The sequence below is a fragment of the Luteibacter sp. GL_149 genome, assembly GCF_057834065.1.
This window is the reverse complement of the sequence record NZ_CM174395.1, coordinates 2,468,040-2,484,879: the sequence shown is the minus strand read 5'-3', so window position 1 is coordinate 2,484,879 and position 16,840 is coordinate 2,468,040. Positions and strand designations below refer to the sequence as shown.

Genomic DNA, 16,840 nt, shown 5'->3' with positions numbered 1-16,840 from the left:
CAATAGGATTTTTTCGTACATCACGAGGCAAACTTCGCCAAAGCAGCAGGAGCTATCCTGCTGCGACCGAGCTGGCGTTATTTATTCGTCGGCATCGTGACCAGGATTGCATCGGCTCGATCGACGCAGCCGGCGCCGCATCAGCAGCTGGAATGCGGCGGGAATGACGAGCATGGATAGCAGGGGCGCGGTGAGCATGCCGCCCACCATCGGTGCAGCGATGCGTTGCATGACTTCGGAGCCTGCGCCGTGGCCCAGAAGGATCGGAAACAGACCCGCGAGAATCACCGCGACAGTCATCGCTTTGGGACGCACGCGTTGGACGGCACCTTCGCGGATCGCTTCATCCAGTTCGACGGGACCGGCATGCGGATCGAGCGTGAGCTGCCTGTCCCACGCATGGCGAAGATAGAACAGCATGACGACGCCGAATTCGGCGGCAACACCGCCGAGTGCGATGAAGCCGATCACCGTCGCTACCGAGATCGCGTGACCGAGTGTCCAGATCAGCCAGAGTCCGCCGACCAGTGCCAGCGGCACGCTTGCCATGATCAACGCCGCCTCGCTCATGCGCCGGAAGACGGCATAGATAAGCAGGAAAATAATCGCCAGCGCGGTCGGGATTACCCAGGTCAACCGGCTCATTGCACGCGCCAGATATTCGAACTGGCCGGACCATGCCACCGTCGTACCGGGAGGCAACGCAACCTGCCGCGCGACCGTATGCTGCAAGTCGGTAACGACGGCACCGAGATCGCGGCCCGCCGTATCGACATAGACATACGTGGTCAGACGACCATTCTCGCTTTTCAGCATCGGCGGACCTGCGGTCACCTGGATATCGGCGATCTGCCCCAGCGTGAGCTGAGCGCCGTTAGCCGCCACGATGGGCAGCTGCGTCAGCGCGGCGATCGAATCGCGTTCCGCTCGCGGATAGCGCAGCACGATCGGATAGCGCTCCCGTCCTTCGACGGTCTGACCGATGGGATCGCCACCGACCACGGTCGCAATCAGGGACTGCACTTCCTGTTGGGTCAGGCCATAACGTGCGGCATCGTCGCGCCTGATACGCACATCGACGTAGCGACCGCTGGCGGCACGCTCGGCGATGGCCGAACTTACGCCCGGTACCCGGCGCGCGACCGCTTCGATCTCGTCGGCCACCGTTTGCAGCGTCTTCGCATCGGAACCGAGCACCTTGATACCAATCGGGCTCTTGATCCCGGTCGCGAGCATGTCGATGCGATTGCGGATCGGTGGAACGAACAGGTTCGTCAGCCCCGGCACGTGCACCGCGTTGTTCAACTCGACCTTGAGTTTGTCCATCGTCATGCCGGGGCGCCATTGGCTCTTCGGTTTGAAGGTGATCGTGGTCTCGAACATCTCCAGCGGTGCCGGGTCGGTCGCTGTTTCGGCACGCCCCGCCTTGCCGAACACGTGGTCGACTTCGGGTACTGTCTTGATCATGCGATCGGTGAGCTGCAGAAGTTGCGATGCCTTGCCGGCGGACAGGCCCGGCAACGCCGTCGGCATGTACAGCAGCGTGCCTTCGTCCATCGGCGGCATGAATTCGCTGCCGACCCGGCTCAATGGCCATAGCGTACTGGCCAGCAAGAGGCCCGCGAGTGCCAGCGTGATTTTCGGATGGCGCAGGACGGTATCGAGTATCGGCCGGTACAGCGCGATCTAACCGCGATTGAGCGAATTGTCGTTCTCGTCGCGGATACGTCCGCGCACCAGATAACCCATCAGCACGGGCACCAGCGTCACGGCAAGGCCGGCGGCCGCCGCCATCGCATAGGTTTTGGTGAATGCGAGCGGTTTGAACAGCCGTCCCTCCTGCGCTTCCAGGGCGAACACCGGAACGAACGACAACGCGATGATAAGCAGGCTCACGAACAGTGCCGGTCCGACCTCGGCGGCCGCGTCCGCAATCAACGTCCAGCGCGCGGTTCCCTGAGGCTCGGCACCGTCGTGGCGTTCGCGCCAATGTTCCAGATGCTTATGCGCGTTCTCGATCATCACGACCGCCGCATCGACCATCGCGCCGATGGCAATGGCGATACCGCCAAGCGACATCAGGTTTGCCGAGACGCCTTGCATGTGCATCACGATGAAAGCGGTCAGCACGCCGAGCGGCAACGTAATGACAGCGACCAGCGCCGAGCGCAAATGACCGAGGAACAGAACGCATACGAGGGCAACGACGAGAAACTCCTCCAGCAACTTGCCCCAGAGATTCTCCACCGCCGCATCGATCAGTTGCGAACGATCGTAAGTCGGTACGATTTCGACACCCGCAGGCAAGCTGCGTTTGAGTTCGTCCAGCCGGATTTTCACGGCATCGATAGCCGCCCGGGCATTTTTTCCGGAGCGCAACACAATGACGCCGCCCGCCACTTCGCCCTGGCCGTCCAGTTCCGCGATACCCCGGCGGAACGAGGGGCCGCGACGGACCGTCGCGACGTCGCGCAGCAGCACAGGCACGCCATCCTTATTCGCAACGACCGGCACGCTCTCGAAGTCTTGTTGTGTGCGCAGATAGCCTTCGCTGCGCACCATGAACTCCGCCTCGCCCTGCTCGATGACCGACCCGCCATTGGCGCCGTTGGCTGTGCGGACGGCCTCGACCAGCCGATCCACGGTTATCGCCCGGGCAGCCAGTTGCCGCGGATCGGGCACGATCTGCCACGCACGTTCCATCCCGCCGAGGCTGGCGACTTCGGCCACGTCCGGTACGGTCTTGAGCTGATAGCGCAGGAACCAGTCCTGCAGGCTGCGTAGCTGACCGAGATCGTGTTGTCCGGTGCGATCGACCAACGCGTACTCGTAAATCCAGCCCAGCCCCGTCGCGTCGGGACCCAGCGATGGATTGACGCCGGACGGCAGGCGGTCGCGTACCTGGCTCAGATACTCCAGTACGCGCGAACGAGCCCAGTACAGATCCGTATGTTCGTCGAACAAGACATAGACGTAGGAATCCCCGAAGAACGAGTAGCCGCGCACGGTGGTCGCTCCGGGTACCGACAGCATCGTGGTGGCCAGCGGATAGGTGACCTGGTCCTCCACGATCTGCGGCGACTGACCGGCCCAGCTCGTGCGAATGATTACCTGCGTGTCCGAGAGATCCGGCAATGCGTCGACGGGAGTATGCAGGGCCGAGTACACGCCGATGGCGGCGAGTGCGAGCGCGGCAAGCAGCACGAAGACACGATGCGCGATCGCGGTACGGATCAGGGCACCGATCATCGTCCCTCTCCCATTGGCATACCGGACATCGGAGCGCTCTGCGTACGTACCGGTAACCTGGCATCGCTATCCAGACGATCCAGCGCGCCGGACAGGCTCGCTTCCGAATCGATCAGGAATTGTCCGGAGACGACGATTTTCTCGTCGCCATGCAATCCCTCCAGTACCTCGGTGTAACCGCCGGCGGTGTGCCCGGTGCGTACCGCGACCGGGCGGAAATGTCCCTCGTTTTCGGCGACGATCACGCGCGTGCGGCCACCCGTGGCGATCAGCGCTTCGTCGGGTACCACCGGAACGGCGGTTCCCTGACCCGGTGTGAGCTGCACGTGGGCGAACATGCCGGGACTCAGCACACCCTCGGGATTCTCCAGCACGATCCGGGCGCGCTGCGTACGTGTCGCCATGTCGATATCCGGCAACAGTGTTTCGACCTTGCCTTCGAACACGCGCCCCGGCAGTGCATCGACACGCACCTTCACTGGCGTGTTCGCGTGTATGGTGCCAGCCTCGGACTGTGGCAGGGCGGCCTCGATCCATACGGTGTCGATGCCGTTAATGGTCATCAACGTCTGTCCGGCATTCACGCGCTGGCCCTCCCGGACCTCGAGCGACGTGACCACGCCACGCCGGGGCGCGTGCACGGTAATCGCGCTACCGCTTCGACGCGCCGGGCCGCTATCCGCCGGGGACAGCCCCAGTACCTGAAGACGTTGCCGTGCGGCGCCGCGCAGCGCTTTGGCATCCGCCGACCGCACATCCCGAAGCGCTTCCGTTTCGGCCATCGCGCTGCTCCACTGCGGCGCGAGAAGGTCGACCAGAGGCGTGCCTTCCGTCACCGTCGTATAGGGAGCGCGTACGTCGAGCTTCGTGACGACCGCATCGACGCGCGCGCTTACGGTGATGGCCTGACGCAGGTCCCACGTGATGCTGCCCGGTGCCTGCACGTCGCCATCGAGCACACGGTGTTCGACCGAAGCGGTGCGTATGCCGAGGTTTTGTACCGTCGCGGGATCGATCCGCACGACATCTTTCGCGTCCCCGGCGCTGTCGTATCGGGGGACCATTTCCATTCCCATCGGCGAGAGGCCGGGGTGGTCGAAATGCTGGTCCGGCACCATCGGGTCGTACCAGTACCGCGGCGTCGCCTTCGACGGAGATGACGACGCGGCCGCGGTGACGGGGGCGTGTCGCCGACCGGTCCAGTACGCGAGTGTCGCCGTAAGCAGCAGTACGAGCGCGACGAGCGCGATTTGCAGGGTCCGCTTCATGGCGTGTCTCCTTCAGGCATCAGATAGGCCAGCGCGGCCCAGGCGCGACCGAAATCGGCCTGCATGCGGGCGTAGTCGGTGTGATGGGCGATCTCGTCGCGGCGAGCTTCCAGCAGAGGCTGGATGTCGCCGCCGCCGCGATAGGCCGCGAGGGCGAGGGTGACGCGATCCTCGGCCAGCGGCAGCAATTCGTCGCGATGCCGGCGCACTTGTTGGCCGAGCGATATCCATTGCGCCCAGGCCGCTCGAATGACTGCGGTCTGTTGACTGCGCGCATCGGTGCGTTCCGCGCGAACGGCGTCGAGATCGGCCGCGCGGGCGGAAATGCCCCGGTCCTGTCGGTTGCGGGTAAACAGCGGCAGGCTCACGCCCACCTGCAACGACACCATGTCCGAGAGGCCACGCACGCGCGATCCGTAATTCACGCCTACGTTCCATGCGGGACGCTTGTCGGCGCGAGCGGCGTCGAGTGCCGCCTCGGCCACCTGTTCGCGGGCCGGCCAGCCCAACAGATTGCCCTGACGATCGAGGGTGGCCAGCAAGGTCGGTTCGTCATAGGGCAGCATGAAGAAATCCGGCGTATCCGCCAGCGGCTGGTCGACAGGAGAGCCCAGCCAGCGCGCCAGGTCCGCCCGCGCCTGTGCTTCGCGCGCTGTGGTTTCGTCGATGCGGTTTTCAAGATCGAGCGCACTCATGCGCGCGGCGAGTACATCCGCGGCGCTGCCGGTGCCTCCGCGCAGTCGCGCTTTCGCTACATCGACATCTTGCGTCCATGCATTGCGTAAGGACTGCAACATTTGCCTCTCGCGGTGCGCGCCCCAAGCGGCAATCCATGCATCGGCGACCTGTTGCCGGATCGACAAGGCAGTGGCCGACTCCGCCGACACGGCCAGAGCCGCCTGGGCATATCCCATCGTCCGCTCGGCCCGACGCTTGCTGCGAGATGGCAGCGCCTGACTGATGCCAACGGTGCGCATGGTCATGCTGTCGCCGCCGGCCGTCAACGCACCCGGGCCCTGGATGGCCAGGTTGTCGATGCCGAAGGTTAGTTGGGGATCGGGCAACGCACCCGCGCGAACGGCTTCCTGACGTGCCGATTCCGATTGCGCGCGTCGCGCGTCCAGCATCGGTGCGTGCTCGATGGCCTGCCGCGTGGCGGCAGCCAGTGTCAGCGTTGCGGGATCGCCTGCCCACGTGGGCAATGCGAATAGATAGATGGCCGCACAAGACAGCCAACGTACACGTCGCGCCGAAAAGGCACGAACGCAGTCGATAGGGGAAAGCATGTTGAACTCCGATCGCGGACGAACACAGCCGTGCACGCACGGCCAATGAATCCAGGGCGATCGGGGGCTAAATCAACAGGGAGCAGAACCGCAGCGCAGGCGGTGGATCGGGACGATGCATCGCAGGATCCGGCAACGAAATCCGCTCGGGCAGATGCACGATCGTGCCTGCCAGTGCGGGAGATGCCGGAGGCAGCAGCAGCGGTGGGACCATCGGGAGCCGCGCGTCCGGCGTTGCCGACACATGGTCGGCGCAATGCTCGGTACAACGCGGGTCCGGACTGTGGTGCGCGGAAGATGCTTTCGCCGTGGGGCTCATCTCCATCGCCGCGCAATCGCCTGTCATGGCAGTATCGGCAGGCGCCGTAGGCAGGGTGCAGACATAAGCGGCCATCGCCAGTTGCTGGAACAACAGGCAAAACATCGCCATCCCCACCCAGAGGATCCGGCGACGACGGCTGAGGCGATAACGTGTGCGCATGGCGGTGCCATCTTAGCGCAGCTGGAGGCGGGTCCTGTCAAGTGGGCGGTATGGCCCGGCAAAGACCGCCGACCGTTTCTGTACAGGACCGTTGGTAATATCAGTTGGCTTGGACGGACGAGCGACCCCGTCCGTGTCGATTTGGGCGTTTCCCGTTCGTCGTCTCATCTGGGAGCCGCGCCTGGCTCCGTTGCCGTCAACCCGATCGCAGAGAGGAATGCCATGAAAATCAATCCCGTCGTCTGGTTCGAGATCTATGTGCAGGACATGGAACGTGCCCGGAAATTCTATGAGTCGGTTCTGGACGTCAAGCTGGAGAAGCTCAATGTGCCCGACCCGCAGATGTGGGCGTTTCCGAGGAGCACCGAAAACACGGGCGCTGGCGGTGCCCTGGTCAAAATGAACGAAGTGCCGTCGGGTGGAAACAGCACGCTGGTCTATTTCAGCTGCACCGATTGTGCCGTCGAGGCAGCTCGTACCGTCCCCGCGGGTGGGCGGGTCATGCGTGAGAAGTTCTCGATCGGCGAGTACGGTTTCATCTCGCTGGTTTTCGATACGGAAGGGAATCCGTTCGGACTGCATTCCATACAATAGGATGACGTCGGATGTCCGGCGAGCGTGTCTCTCGCCGGACATCCGCCATCGCTACGTGTCGTGCCGATTCCACCACCCGCCACCCAGCGCCTGAAAAAGGGCGGCCGTGTCCGTGAATCGGGCCGCCCTGGCCTGTATCAGGGCGATGTTCGTTTGTTGCCATGCAAGTTCGGTGGAGAGCATGGTGCTCTGGCTGATATCGCCCAGATCCAGCTGTCGCCTCGCGATATCCAGACTGCGAGCCGCGGCGCGTTCCGCGCGTTCCGCCGCCACCAGCGCCTCCGCGTCCGAGCGGATCGCATGTAGTACATCGGCGACGTTCTGCACTGCCGCTATCACCGTGCCGCGATACTGCGCCGCCGCCTGGCGATAGCCGGCTTCCGCCGCGCGCTGCTTGTGCTTCAGCGCACCGCCGTCGTACAGCGGTTGCGTAAGGTTCGCACCGAGACTCCAGAAACCGGTGCCGGCAGTGAACAGCGAGCTGGCCTTTTCCGCGGCACTGCCCAGCGTCGCATCGATCTGCACATTCGGCAGCCGGTCGGCTATCGCCGCGCCGATGGCCGCACTCGCGGCATGCAACTGCTCATCCGCCGCGCGCACGTCCGGACGTTGCTCGACCAGTCGGGCGGGCAGGCTGAGCGGCAGTTCGACAGGAAGCTTCAGATCGTCCAGTGCGAACCGTGCATCGATGGTGTCGTCGGGCATGCGTCCGGTGAGGGCGGCCAGCAGGTCGCGCTGCTGGCCGAGTTGTTTCTGCAACGGCGGCAACGCGGCGCGACTCTGCTCCAGAACGGCCACCTGTGCGGCCACCGCCGTTTCGGCGGCATCCCCGAGCGCCTGCTGACGGCGCAGCGTGTCGAGAATGTTCCTCTGCGCATCGACGATCCGTCCCGTCGCATCGATCTGCGCGCGCAGCGATGCTTCCTCGATGGCGGCATTGACCAGGTTACTCGTCAGCGTGAGGTAGGTGGCCTCCAGTTCGAAGCGCTGCGTGTTGGCCTGCGCTACCGACGATTCGACCTGACGCCGGGTACCGCCCCAGATATCGGGGGCATAGGACACGCTTACCTGTGCCGTGGTCAGGCTGTAAAGACTGGCGTTGGACGCGGCGGGGCTCGCCAGAGCCGTCGCGATATCCTGCCGTGTGGGATTGATGCCCGCGCCGACGGACGGAAAATACGCCCCGCGCTGCGCATAGGCGTTTTCCCACGCGACCTGAAGCGCGGCTTTCGCCGCCTCCACATCGGCGTTATGCGCGAGCGCATCGTCGATCAACGCATTCAGGGACGGCGAGCGGAAGAGCGTCCACCATTGACCCGGGATGTCCATCGATTTCACCAGGTGTTGTGCCTCGCCGCCATGCACGGGCGCCGATACCGTCGTTTCCGGCTGCGGTGTCGACGCGTACTCCTGTGCATGGGGAGCATCCGGTCGACGATAATCGGGACCGACGGCACAACCCGCCAGCGCGATGCCTGCGCACAGGGATAGCAGCAGACGCATATCCGACGCGTACGTCGATTTCGCGATTCCGGTCTGCATGATCAGATCTCCTTCGCCGGTGGCGATGAGCGTCGACGACGCTCGACATAACGTTCGAGTGCGTCATAGAACGTGGGAAGAATGAAGAGCGTGAGCAACGTGGCGATCACCAGACCGCCGACCACGACCGTGGCCAGGCCGCGCTGCACGTCCGTGCCGACGCCGGTAGCCAACGCCGCGGGCAACATGCCCACGCTAGCCACGGTGGCGGTCATCAAGACCGGACGGAAGCGCTCGGAGGCACCCAGCAGCACGGCATCGCGCACGCCGTGCCCGTCCCGGCGCATGCGGTTGAAGTTGGCCACCATGATGATGCCGTTTTGCACCGCCACGCCAAACAGCGCAATGAAGCCCACCGCCGTGGCGATATTCAGTGTCTCGTCTTTGACATGTAGCGAAATCAATCCGCCCAGTGTCGCCAGCGGCACGATGCCCAGCACCAGCATGGCCTGGCGCAGATTGCCGAACTCCGCGAACAGCAGCACGGCCATCACCGCCAGCACGAGTCCCATGACCAGAATCAGGCGTGCTTCGGCACGCTGCTGGTTCTCGAACTGACCCGCCCACTCCAGCCGGTACTTCTGCTTGTCGAAGTGCACGGTCTTACCGATCTTTTCCTGCGCATCGGCCAGATACTCGGAAAGAGCGCGATCGCGGTTGTCGATGCGGATGGTCAACTGACGATGTCCCTGCTCATGCGCGATGGTGCTTTCGCCGGTCTGCAACGTAATCCGGGTAAGCATCGCCAGTGGCACTTTCGCACCGGAAGGCGCGGTAACCACCAGCTGACCGAGCACCTCGGGGTTCGCCGCCACCTGGTGCGGCACATGGGCGGTGACGTTATAGACGCGATCCTGCACATACGCCTGGGTGATCGGTGCGCCGCCGACGCCCGTTTCGATCAGCGTATTGATGTCGGCGACATTGATGCCGTAACGCGCTGCCGCGTCGCGATCCACCTTCACCGTCAGCTGCGGAATCGGCGGTTCCTGAAAGATCGACGCATCGGCCGTACCGCGAACGTTATGCAATACATCCACGATCTCGCCGCCGATACGCCGCAGCTCGCCGAAGTCGTCGCCGTAGATGCGCAGTACCAATGGGCTGTGTGCTCCGCCGACCATGTCGTTCTCGCCATCGATGATGGGCTGGCTGATGCCGACGGAGATGCCGGGCAGCTGTTTCAGCCGATCGTTGAGACGGCGCACGAAATCGGCCTTGCTCTCGCCCGACGGCCAGGAATCGTATGGTTTAAGACCGACACCGGATTCGATATGCGACGGCGTCCACGGGTCGCTGCCCGTGTCGTTGCGACCGAGCTGGGTGACGACGTAGCTCACCTCCCGAAACTCGCCGACCACGCGCCGGTACTCGCTGGCCATCTCGCTCGCTTTCTCCAGCGACAACCCGCTCGGCAGCTGCACCTGCACCCATAGCGTACCTTCGTCCAGGTCGGGCAGAAATTCGCGACCGATGCTCATGCCCAGCGACACCACGGCCACCAGCGCGAGACCTGCCGTGGCATAGGCGATGCGCGGGTGCCGGAGCAGCCGCTCCAGCAGGTTGCGATATCCGTTTTGCAGGCGTTCGAGCGGCTTGTTGTGGAACATTTTGCGTGGCTTGCGCAGCGCAAGATAGGCCAGCGCGGGTACCAGCGCGAGCGCGCACAGCAGTGCACCCAACAAGGCATAGCCCACGGTATGCGCCATCGGCGAGAACAGTTTGCCTTCGGCACGTTCGAAGGCCAGCAGTGGTGCATAGGCCGTTACGATGATCAGGGTCGCGAAGAAAATCGGCCGTGCTACCTGTTTGGTCGCGGCGAGAACATCGGTCTCGTGCAGCCATGCATCCGGTCGCGCTTCGCGTTTGCGAAGGATCGCTTCCGTGACCACGATGGCGCCATCCACGATGACGCCGAAGTCGAGCGCGCCAAGCGAAAACAGATTGGCCGGCATCTTGGTGAAGTGCATGACGATGAATACGGTCACCAGCGCGAAGGGAATGGTCACCGCTGCGACCATCGCGCTGCGCGGGCTTCCCAGGAACAGGATCAGCACGATGCATACCAGCACCACACCCTCGAGCACGGTGTGAGATACCTTGCTCACCGTAGCCTGCACCAGTTCGTCGCGATCGATGAACGGCACGATGCGCACATCCTGCAAGGCAAGTTCGACGTTCAGTGCGTCGACCCGCGCGTGGATGCCCTTGAGTACCTCGGAGGGGTTCTCGTACTTAAGCAGGTTGACAATGCCCTCGATGGTGTCCGGATTGCCGTCCTTGCCCAGAATGCCTTCGCGGATCTGGTGGCCGTAGCGAAGCTTGCCCAGATCGCGGACGCGAACCGGATTGCCGTCATGCTGGGTCACAACGATGCTGCCCATGTCCTCGAGCGAGCGCATGAGGCCCTCGCCACGAATGACATAGGACTGCTCGCCACGCGTTACGCGGCCGCCTCCGGCATTGGTGTTGTTGGCACTGATGGCGGCGATGACATCGTTCATGCCCACGCCGTACTGAAGCAGTTTCTGCGGCTCTACCTCGAGCTGGAACTCCTTGGTGAAACCGCCGAAGTTGTCGACATTGGCCACGCCGGACACTTGCTGCAACGCTGGGATAATCTTCCAGCGCTGGAGCTCCGACAGCTCCATCAGGTTCTTGGTATCCGACTCCAGCGTATAGCGATAGATCTCGCCGGCCGGTCCCGATACGGGGTCCAGCGATGGCGTTACGCCGGCTGGAAGCGTGACACCGGACAGACGTTCGGTAACCCGCTGACGCGACCAGTAGTCTTCCGCGCCATCGCGGAACACCAGGGTGATCAACGAGAGTCCGAACGTGCTGCTCGAACGCATCGAGACCAGCCCCGGCGTACCGGCAAGCGCACGCTCCAGCGGCGTGGTGATCTGCTGCTCGATTTCTTCCGCGGCCAGTCCGGGGACCTGCGTGGTGACCTGTGCGGTGACGTCGCTCAGTTCCGGGTAGGCTTCGATCGCCATTTGGGTCCAGGCGTAATAGCCAAAGGCCATCACCAACAGCGTTATCACGAAGACGAGGGTGCGCTTGCGCAGGCACCATTCGATGGCTTTCTCAATCATTGATCAGCACTCCGCCGGCCACGACGATGCGATCCCCCGGATTGAGGCCCGCGACGACACGCGCTTCGTCGCCTTCGTCGCGACCCAGTTCGACGGACCGGCGCACAAAGGCCCACGGCGACACTTCGACGAAGACGGACACGCTTTCGTTATTCATCAGCAGCGCGGACTGCGGAACCAGCAGCGATTTCGCCTGGGGAACCCGGAAGGTGGCGGTGGCGAACATGTTCGGCTTCAGCGCGTCATCGTCGTTCGGCACGGCGATACGCGCCTTGATCCGCCGCGTATCGGCATCGAGCACCGCGCTCACGGACTGCACTGTGCCGTGAAAATCCCGTCCCGGCCACGCCGGCAATGTCACGTCGGCCTGCTGTTCCGGCGCGATCTGGGTCGCTTCGTTCTCCGCGACATTCGCGGTTACCCACACATGGCGCAAGTTGGTCACCGTCATCAGGACCGCGTTCGGATCGTTGGCAAACGCGCCCACGGCCGTCGACAACGAGGTGACGCTGCCATCCGTCGGCGAGACGATCGTCATGCGGCGGGCCCCGTCTTTACCCGCACCGATATCGCCGAGCGAAGCAAGGCGCACTTCGCTGCGGTTGTATTCGGCCTGTGCCTGCACGTAAGCGCTGCGGGCCGCCTCGAGATCTTTCTGCGCGGCGCCTCCGGCGTCCTTCACGCCCTCGGCGCGTTCCATCGTCTTCCTGGCCAGAGCGAGAACATCGCCGGCTTTCTGCTTGTCGGAAGTCGCCTGCGCATAGTCGCCCGACGCGATCACGGCCAGAACCTGACCCCGAACGACGCGATCGCCCAGACCGGCCTTCAATGCCACGACACGTCCGGTCAGCGGCGACAGGATGTTGACGGTGTACGCCGGATCGGCTTCGATCATGGCCGGAGACACCAGGGGATGCGCCAGGTCGCGCAGCACCACCGGCTGTACTTTCAGTCGCGTGCGCAGCGGCGATTTTTCGGGCACGCGCAACACGCCATGCTCGACCACGACGGCGGGAGAAACCTCCTGGCGATCGGCGGCGCCACGCGAGCAGGCTGCCAGGAGCAGGGACGTCGTCAATGCCAGCGACAGGGTGGGTAGTGTTTTCAACGGGCGGAAGAACATGGGGATTTCCCCTCTTATGTAGGGCGCAAGCCAGCCCGCCGCGGTCGTGAGACCACGGCGCAAACATACGGAGGGGAAGGCGGGCGGCCATCGAAGGCCGCCGGCGCGTCACCCGTCCGCGGTTCCGATCGTCATCGGCCGCCGCGCCCGGGCGTCGCTCGGTTGAGCGTGCGCAGAAACGTCGTCAGTGCGATCGGTGATTCGGGGTTGAATCGCTTTTAGGGTCAGGGTCCAAGGTCGTTCGTCTCCTCAGTTTTCGTTTGTCCGCTCATACGACGGGTCGCGAAGCGACCGACTCGCGTACCAGCCGGTCCCGCAACAGGCCCGCGCGTTCCAGGGGCAGATAAGCCAGCGCGGCCAGATGCGAGTGAATACGCTTCAGGTCGCGCAGGATGCGCAGATATACATCGCCGCCGCCGCCACCGTCGCGACGTTCGCGCAGCGCGCGAATATGCCGCTCGGAAGCGTCGTTCTCCAGACGCCACAGCACTTCCTTGCGCGATACCAGTTCCTGCGCGGCACGCAGGTCGCCACGCAGGAAAACGGTCAGACCCAGCCGCAGGCTTTCCATCACCTGGTTATGCATGGCGGCCAGGTCCTGGATATCGTCGGCCGAGAAGTCCTGTCCGCGTTCCGCTTTCTTTGCGGCGAACTCCATCAGGTTATTCGCGGTGATATCGCCGATGTGTTCGATGTTGATGACAAAGGCGAGGATTTCCTGGCTGCGCTCGCCATCCTCTTCGTTCAGCGCTTCGCCGCCCAGATCGGCGAGGTATCCGCGTATCGCCATACCGAGACGGTCGAGCCAGGGGTCCATGTGGCTGATCGCGGCGGCACGCGCACGATCGTCCTTGCCGAACACTTCCACCAGTCCTTTCAGCATGCCTTCGACCATATCGGCCATGCGCATGGATTCGCGTGCGGCGTTGGCGAGCGCGACGTTGGCCGAATCCAGCGCGCCTTCGTCGAGGTACTGCGGCACGCCGGGATCGTTCGGGCGCGGCGGCTCCGGCAACAAACGCATCAGCAACCGTGCCAGCTGCTCGACCGGGACGATGAACACCAACGCCAGTCCCAGGTTGAACGCGGTGTGGAAATTCACCGCGATGCGCGCCGGCGAGGCACCGAGCGGCGCCAGCCACTGCGCCAGCGGATGCAGCAACGGCAGGCAGACGATGCAACCGATAGCACGTACCAGCAGATTGCCCAGGGGCAGGCGACGGGCAACCGGGCTATGCGCATCCAGCAGTGCGGGTATGGTGCCGCCAAGATTCGCGCCAAGCACCAGTGCCAGTGCACCGGACGCGTCGATCACGCCAGCATTGGCCAGCGACACGATCAGCAACACGATCGCGACGCTGGAATGGCAGAGCCAGGTCAGCAGCGCGGCGACCAGCATCGCCAGCACGGGTTCGCTGGCCAGGCTTTGCAGCACCGCACGCAACGCGTCCGCGTTCTCCACCGGCGCCAGCGAAGCCACGAGCAAATGCAGCGAAAGCAGCATAAGGCCCAGTCCGATCGCCACGCGACCCAGGTTTTCGAAACGCGCATCGTCGCTACGGCGATGGATCGTGAAACCGAGCAAGACCAGTACCGGCGCCAGAACCGAGATGTCGAACGACATCACCTGCACGATCAGCGTCGTGCCGACATTGGCGCCCAGCATCACCGCCAGGCCAGGCGCGAGCCCGAGAAAGCCATTGGCCGCGAACGAGGTGGCCATCAGGCCAGTGGCGGTGCTGCTCTGCAGTAGCGCGGTAAGGCATACGCCGAACGCGAACGCCGCCGGTCGATGTCCGAGATAACGGCCCAGCCAGCGACGCAGCGCACTGCCGTAGCCGCGCAATATGCCGCTGGTGACCATGTGCGTGCCCCACAGCAGCAGGGCGACGTAGCCCGCCAGATCGAGCAGGGCGAATGTGCCTTTCATGTCCCGCTCCCGAAAACGGAAAGCACGGACAAGAGGCGGGCGCGGCGAGCGGGCCCGAAAAGGAAGCAGAAGAAGTTCATGGCATGACTCCTGTTCACCGGCAACGGCGCAGGAGTCAGCGGGACTTTCCTAGTCGAGGAAAGCGCCAGCCGACCGGATGCGGTCGCAGACGTCCAAGTTGTGTACGGATGGCGTCAACATCGAACGAATGCATTCGATCTTGACGCTTCGACTAGGGTAACTGTCCATTTCTCGCAGGTAGGTAACCGGAAAGAGTGCCCTGGGAGACCCAAGGGCGCGCGAACCATACCTACCGCCTTAACAACTGTCAACCTGAACAGGCGGCAAGGATGGCATGCATGACGGATACCCGGGTCAGGGGTACTGCAAGTTACCGCTTCGGATGCGTCGGACCCTTGTGTAGCCACGTCCAGAGTTGAGGCGTGCCAACGCTTGAGATTACTCTGCCGCCATGAAGAAACTGACCGTGGCAATCGTTACGTTATTCGGTGCGGGCGCGATCGCCGTGGCAGGCGCGGCGATCTACATTTACTCGGGTGCTTATAACGTCGGCGCGGACGACCATCACACCCGGCCCGTGCTGGCGATCATGGAGACCGTGCGCTCGCAGTCGATCGCAAGGCATGCGCGCGACATCCAGGTTCCCGACCTGAGCGATCCGCAGCTGATCCTGAAAGGCGCCGGTCAATACGCTGCGATGTGTACCCAATGCCATCTCAAGCCCGGTATGAAGGATTCCGAAATCCGCCCTGGTCTTTACCCGCGGCCGCCGGATCTTACGCAGGCTCGCATCGATCCCAGGGAAGCGTTCTGGGCCATCAAGCACGGCATCAAGATGAGCGCCATGCCGGCGTGGGGCGGCAGCCACGACGACATGACGATCTGGAGCATGGTCGCCTTTTTGCAGAAGTTGCCCGGTATGACACCGGCTGCGTATAAGGAGATAGTCGCCAAGGCACCGCCGGACGACGATATGGATATGGGCGACGATGGCGACGGCCACAGCCATGAACATGAGGCTGGCGACGGTGCGCCCGAGCCGAATCCGCAAGATCATGCGAAATAGCGATCTGATGCGCCGCCCGATGCGACCGTAGCCATGCGTTGAAATAGATACGCGTCCTTACCCGGCCCGCGTGCTGGCTTCGCGCAGTTTCTCCGCGCATTCGTCGCAGCACACCTCGACGACACGTGTGCCGATGGTGACGAGAATCGCCGTCGAATCGAGTTCGCAGTCGCACGCAGCGCATGTTTTCGCAGTCATTTCGTTTCTCCTGGGAGCCCTCGTATCGGGGCATCGTCAGGAAACCACGACGTGGTGGATGCCGCTGTCGGAATCTTTAGCCGTTACGGTTGCGCGGACTTTCTGAATTCCGTCGGCGACTGGCCATAGGCCTGACGAAAGGCCGTGGCGAAATGGCTGTGACTGGAAAAGCCGAGTTCCGCGGCCAGCGCGGAAAGGTCTTCGTAGCCAGCGATGAGATCCAGTGCGCGCGCGAGACGCAAACGCAGGTGATAACGATATAGCGGAATACCTTCGACCTGACTGAACACCTGGGTCAGGTAAACCGGCGAGCCGCCTATTTCGCCGGCGATGTCGGCCAGGGTCCAGCGGCGCGAAAGATCGCTGGCGAGCAGAACCTTGACCCGGTCCGCGAGGCGGCGACGGGCATACGTCGACGCGGGCTCGCGGGAGGTGCGCGGTCCAAGGCTTCGGCAGACCAGCGTCAGCAGGAGTGCCTCGGCTTCCAGCGATTCGATGCCGTCGTTCTCGAGGTTATGCCGGAGCAGGGCGACCAGTGCCTGGGCGCGTGGGTCGATGCGCTGGTACTGGCGGCGGAAGCCGATGTCCGCGCCGCCGTGAAGGAGTGTCTTCGGTGCCAGTTCCTCGAGCAGGGATTCGGACAGGCTCAGCGACAGGCTGGCGTCGCCGCCGGCGACCGGATGGGCGACCTGATAACCCTCGCCTGCATTGAAGAAAAGCACATGATTCGCATCGGCAACGGCCTGATCCGTTCCGACATGCCGCGTGTAAACGCCGCGATAGGGGAAGACCAGGTGCGTCGAGGACACGCACTCTTCCGCACTGCGATGGCGACACATCCCATGGCAGCGGACGTTGCGAAGCGTCAGCGTGCTGGTGGTCAGCAAAGTGTCGATTTCGAAGCTTGACATGGCCCGGACAGCTTACCCTCACAGGCCGTCCCGTTGTGGGAAAGCGGGCCCGGCGGCATATAGCTAAAGATTC

General features: G+C 63.6%; 11 protein-coding genes and 1 pseudogene. 2 read left to right on the top strand and 10 right to left on the bottom strand.

What is annotated here, in order from left to right:
- Window positions 1-81: 81 nt before the first annotated feature.
- The 4 genes and pseudogenes from AC3IR3_RS11015 to AC3IR3_RS11000 all read right to left on the bottom strand — a co-directional run bounded on the left by AC3IR3_RS11015 (window position 82) and on the right by AC3IR3_RS11000 (window position 6,284).
- Window positions 82-3,249, bottom strand: a pseudogene (locus AC3IR3_RS11015) (efflux RND transporter permease subunit).
- Entirely contained in the window at window positions 3,246-4,517 is a 1,272-nt protein-coding gene (locus tag AC3IR3_RS11010; RefSeq protein ID WP_489192064.1) for an efflux RND transporter periplasmic adaptor subunit, read from the bottom strand. Before AC3IR3_RS11010 ends, AC3IR3_RS11015 begins: the two are co-directional and overlap by 4 nt.
- Complete coding sequence (locus AC3IR3_RS11005) at window positions 4,514-5,803, bottom strand: TolC family protein (protein WP_489192062.1); 1,290 nt, start codon at window positions 5,801-5,803, stop codon at window positions 4,514-4,516. Before AC3IR3_RS11005 ends, AC3IR3_RS11010 begins: the two co-directional genes overlap by 4 nt.
- Before the next feature lie 67 nt (window positions 5,804-5,870).
- Window positions 5,871-6,284 (bottom strand): hypothetical protein, encoded by a 414-nt coding sequence (locus AC3IR3_RS11000; protein ID WP_489192060.1) that lies wholly within the window; start codon window positions 6,282-6,284, stop codon window positions 5,871-5,873.
- Between the two features lie 222 nt (window positions 6,285-6,506).
- Between AC3IR3_RS11000 and AC3IR3_RS10995 the strand changes: the two genes are divergently transcribed.
- A complete protein-coding gene (locus tag AC3IR3_RS10995) occupies window positions 6,507-6,878 on the top strand; it encodes a VOC family protein (RefSeq protein WP_489192058.1) in 372 nt (123 codons plus the stop codon).
- A 51-nt stretch (window positions 6,879-6,929) separates the two neighbouring features.
- Here AC3IR3_RS10995 and AC3IR3_RS10990 read toward each other — a convergent pair whose 3' ends face one another.
- The 4 genes from AC3IR3_RS10990 to AC3IR3_RS10975 form a co-directional block, all read right to left on the bottom strand.
- On the bottom strand, window positions 6,930-8,420 hold the full coding sequence (locus AC3IR3_RS10990) for an efflux transporter outer membrane subunit (protein WP_489192056.1): 1,491 nt from the start codon (window positions 8,418-8,420) through the stop codon (window positions 6,930-6,932).
- Between the two features lie 2 nt (window positions 8,421-8,422).
- Complete coding sequence (locus AC3IR3_RS10985; RefSeq protein WP_489192054.1) at window positions 8,423-11,518, bottom strand: efflux RND transporter permease subunit; 3,096 nt, start codon at window positions 11,516-11,518, stop codon at window positions 8,423-8,425.
- Window positions 11,511-12,641 carry an efflux RND transporter periplasmic adaptor subunit gene (locus AC3IR3_RS10980; RefSeq protein ID WP_489192052.1) on the bottom strand — a complete coding sequence of 377 codons (1,131 nt, stop codon included), beginning with the start codon at window positions 12,639-12,641 and terminating at the stop codon, window positions 11,511-11,513. The genes AC3IR3_RS10985 and AC3IR3_RS10980 overlap by 8 nt, the downstream gene beginning before the upstream one ends.
- A 268-nt stretch (window positions 12,642-12,909) precedes the next feature.
- Window positions 12,910-14,571: a Na/Pi cotransporter family protein gene (locus tag AC3IR3_RS10975; RefSeq protein WP_489192050.1), complete on the bottom strand. Its 1,662-nt coding sequence runs from the start codon at window positions 14,569-14,571 to the stop codon at window positions 12,910-12,912.
- Window positions 14,572-15,058: 487 nt separating this feature from the next.
- On the opposite strand from AC3IR3_RS10975, the gene AC3IR3_RS10970 reads away from it, so the two are divergent.
- Window positions 15,059-15,658, top strand: a complete 600-nt coding sequence (locus AC3IR3_RS10970; protein WP_489225020.1) for a c-type cytochrome — start codon at window positions 15,059-15,061, stop codon at window positions 15,656-15,658.
- Between the two features lie 57 nt (window positions 15,659-15,715).
- Here AC3IR3_RS10970 and AC3IR3_RS10965 read toward each other — a convergent pair whose 3' ends face one another.
- Together AC3IR3_RS10965 and AC3IR3_RS10960 are read right to left on the bottom strand one after the other, a co-directional pair.
- Window positions 15,716-15,856 (bottom strand): hypothetical protein, encoded by a 141-nt coding sequence (locus tag AC3IR3_RS10965; RefSeq protein WP_489192046.1) that lies wholly within the window; start codon window positions 15,854-15,856, stop codon window positions 15,716-15,718.
- Between the two features lie 83 nt (window positions 15,857-15,939).
- Complete coding sequence (locus AC3IR3_RS10960) at window positions 15,940-16,767, bottom strand: helix-turn-helix transcriptional regulator (protein WP_489192045.1); 828 nt, start codon at window positions 16,765-16,767, stop codon at window positions 15,940-15,942.
- Window positions 16,768-16,840: the final 73 nt, after the last annotated feature.

Bases quoted from the DNA above. Each gene is read 5' to 3' on its own strand.
- AC3IR3_RS10965 (WP_489192046.1), bottom strand. From the start codon at position 15,856: ATGACTGCGAAAACATGCGCTGCGTGCGACTGCGAACTCGATTCGACG.
- AC3IR3_RS10990 (WP_489192056.1), bottom strand. From the start codon at position 8,420: ATGCAGACCGGAATCGCGAAATCGACGTACGCGTCGGATATGCGTCTG.
- AC3IR3_RS11000 (WP_489192060.1), bottom strand. From the start codon at position 6,284: ATGCGCACACGTTATCGCCTCAGCCGTCGTCGCCGGATCCTCTGGGTG.
- AC3IR3_RS10995 (WP_489192058.1), top strand. From the start codon at position 6,507: ATGAAAATCAATCCCGTCGTCTGGTTCGAGATCTATGTGCAGGACATG.
- AC3IR3_RS10975 (WP_489192050.1), bottom strand. From the start codon at position 14,571: ATGAAAGGCACATTCGCCCTGCTCGATCTGGCGGGCTACGTCGCCCTG.
- AC3IR3_RS10985 (WP_489192054.1), bottom strand. From the start codon at position 11,518: ATGATTGAGAAAGCCATCGAATGGTGCCTGCGCAAGCGCACCCTCGTC.
- AC3IR3_RS10980 (WP_489192052.1), bottom strand. From the start codon at position 12,641: ATGTTCTTCCGCCCGTTGAAAACACTACCCACCCTGTCGCTGGCATTG.
- AC3IR3_RS11005 (WP_489192062.1), bottom strand. From the start codon at position 5,803: ATGCTTTCCCCTATCGACTGCGTTCGTGCCTTTTCGGCGCGACGTGTA.
- AC3IR3_RS11010 (WP_489192064.1), bottom strand. From the start codon at position 4,517: ATGAAGCGGACCCTGCAAATCGCGCTCGTCGCGCTCGTACTGCTGCTT.
- AC3IR3_RS10960 (WP_489192045.1), bottom strand. From the start codon at position 16,767: ATGTCAAGCTTCGAAATCGACACTTTGCTGACCACCAGCACGCTGACG.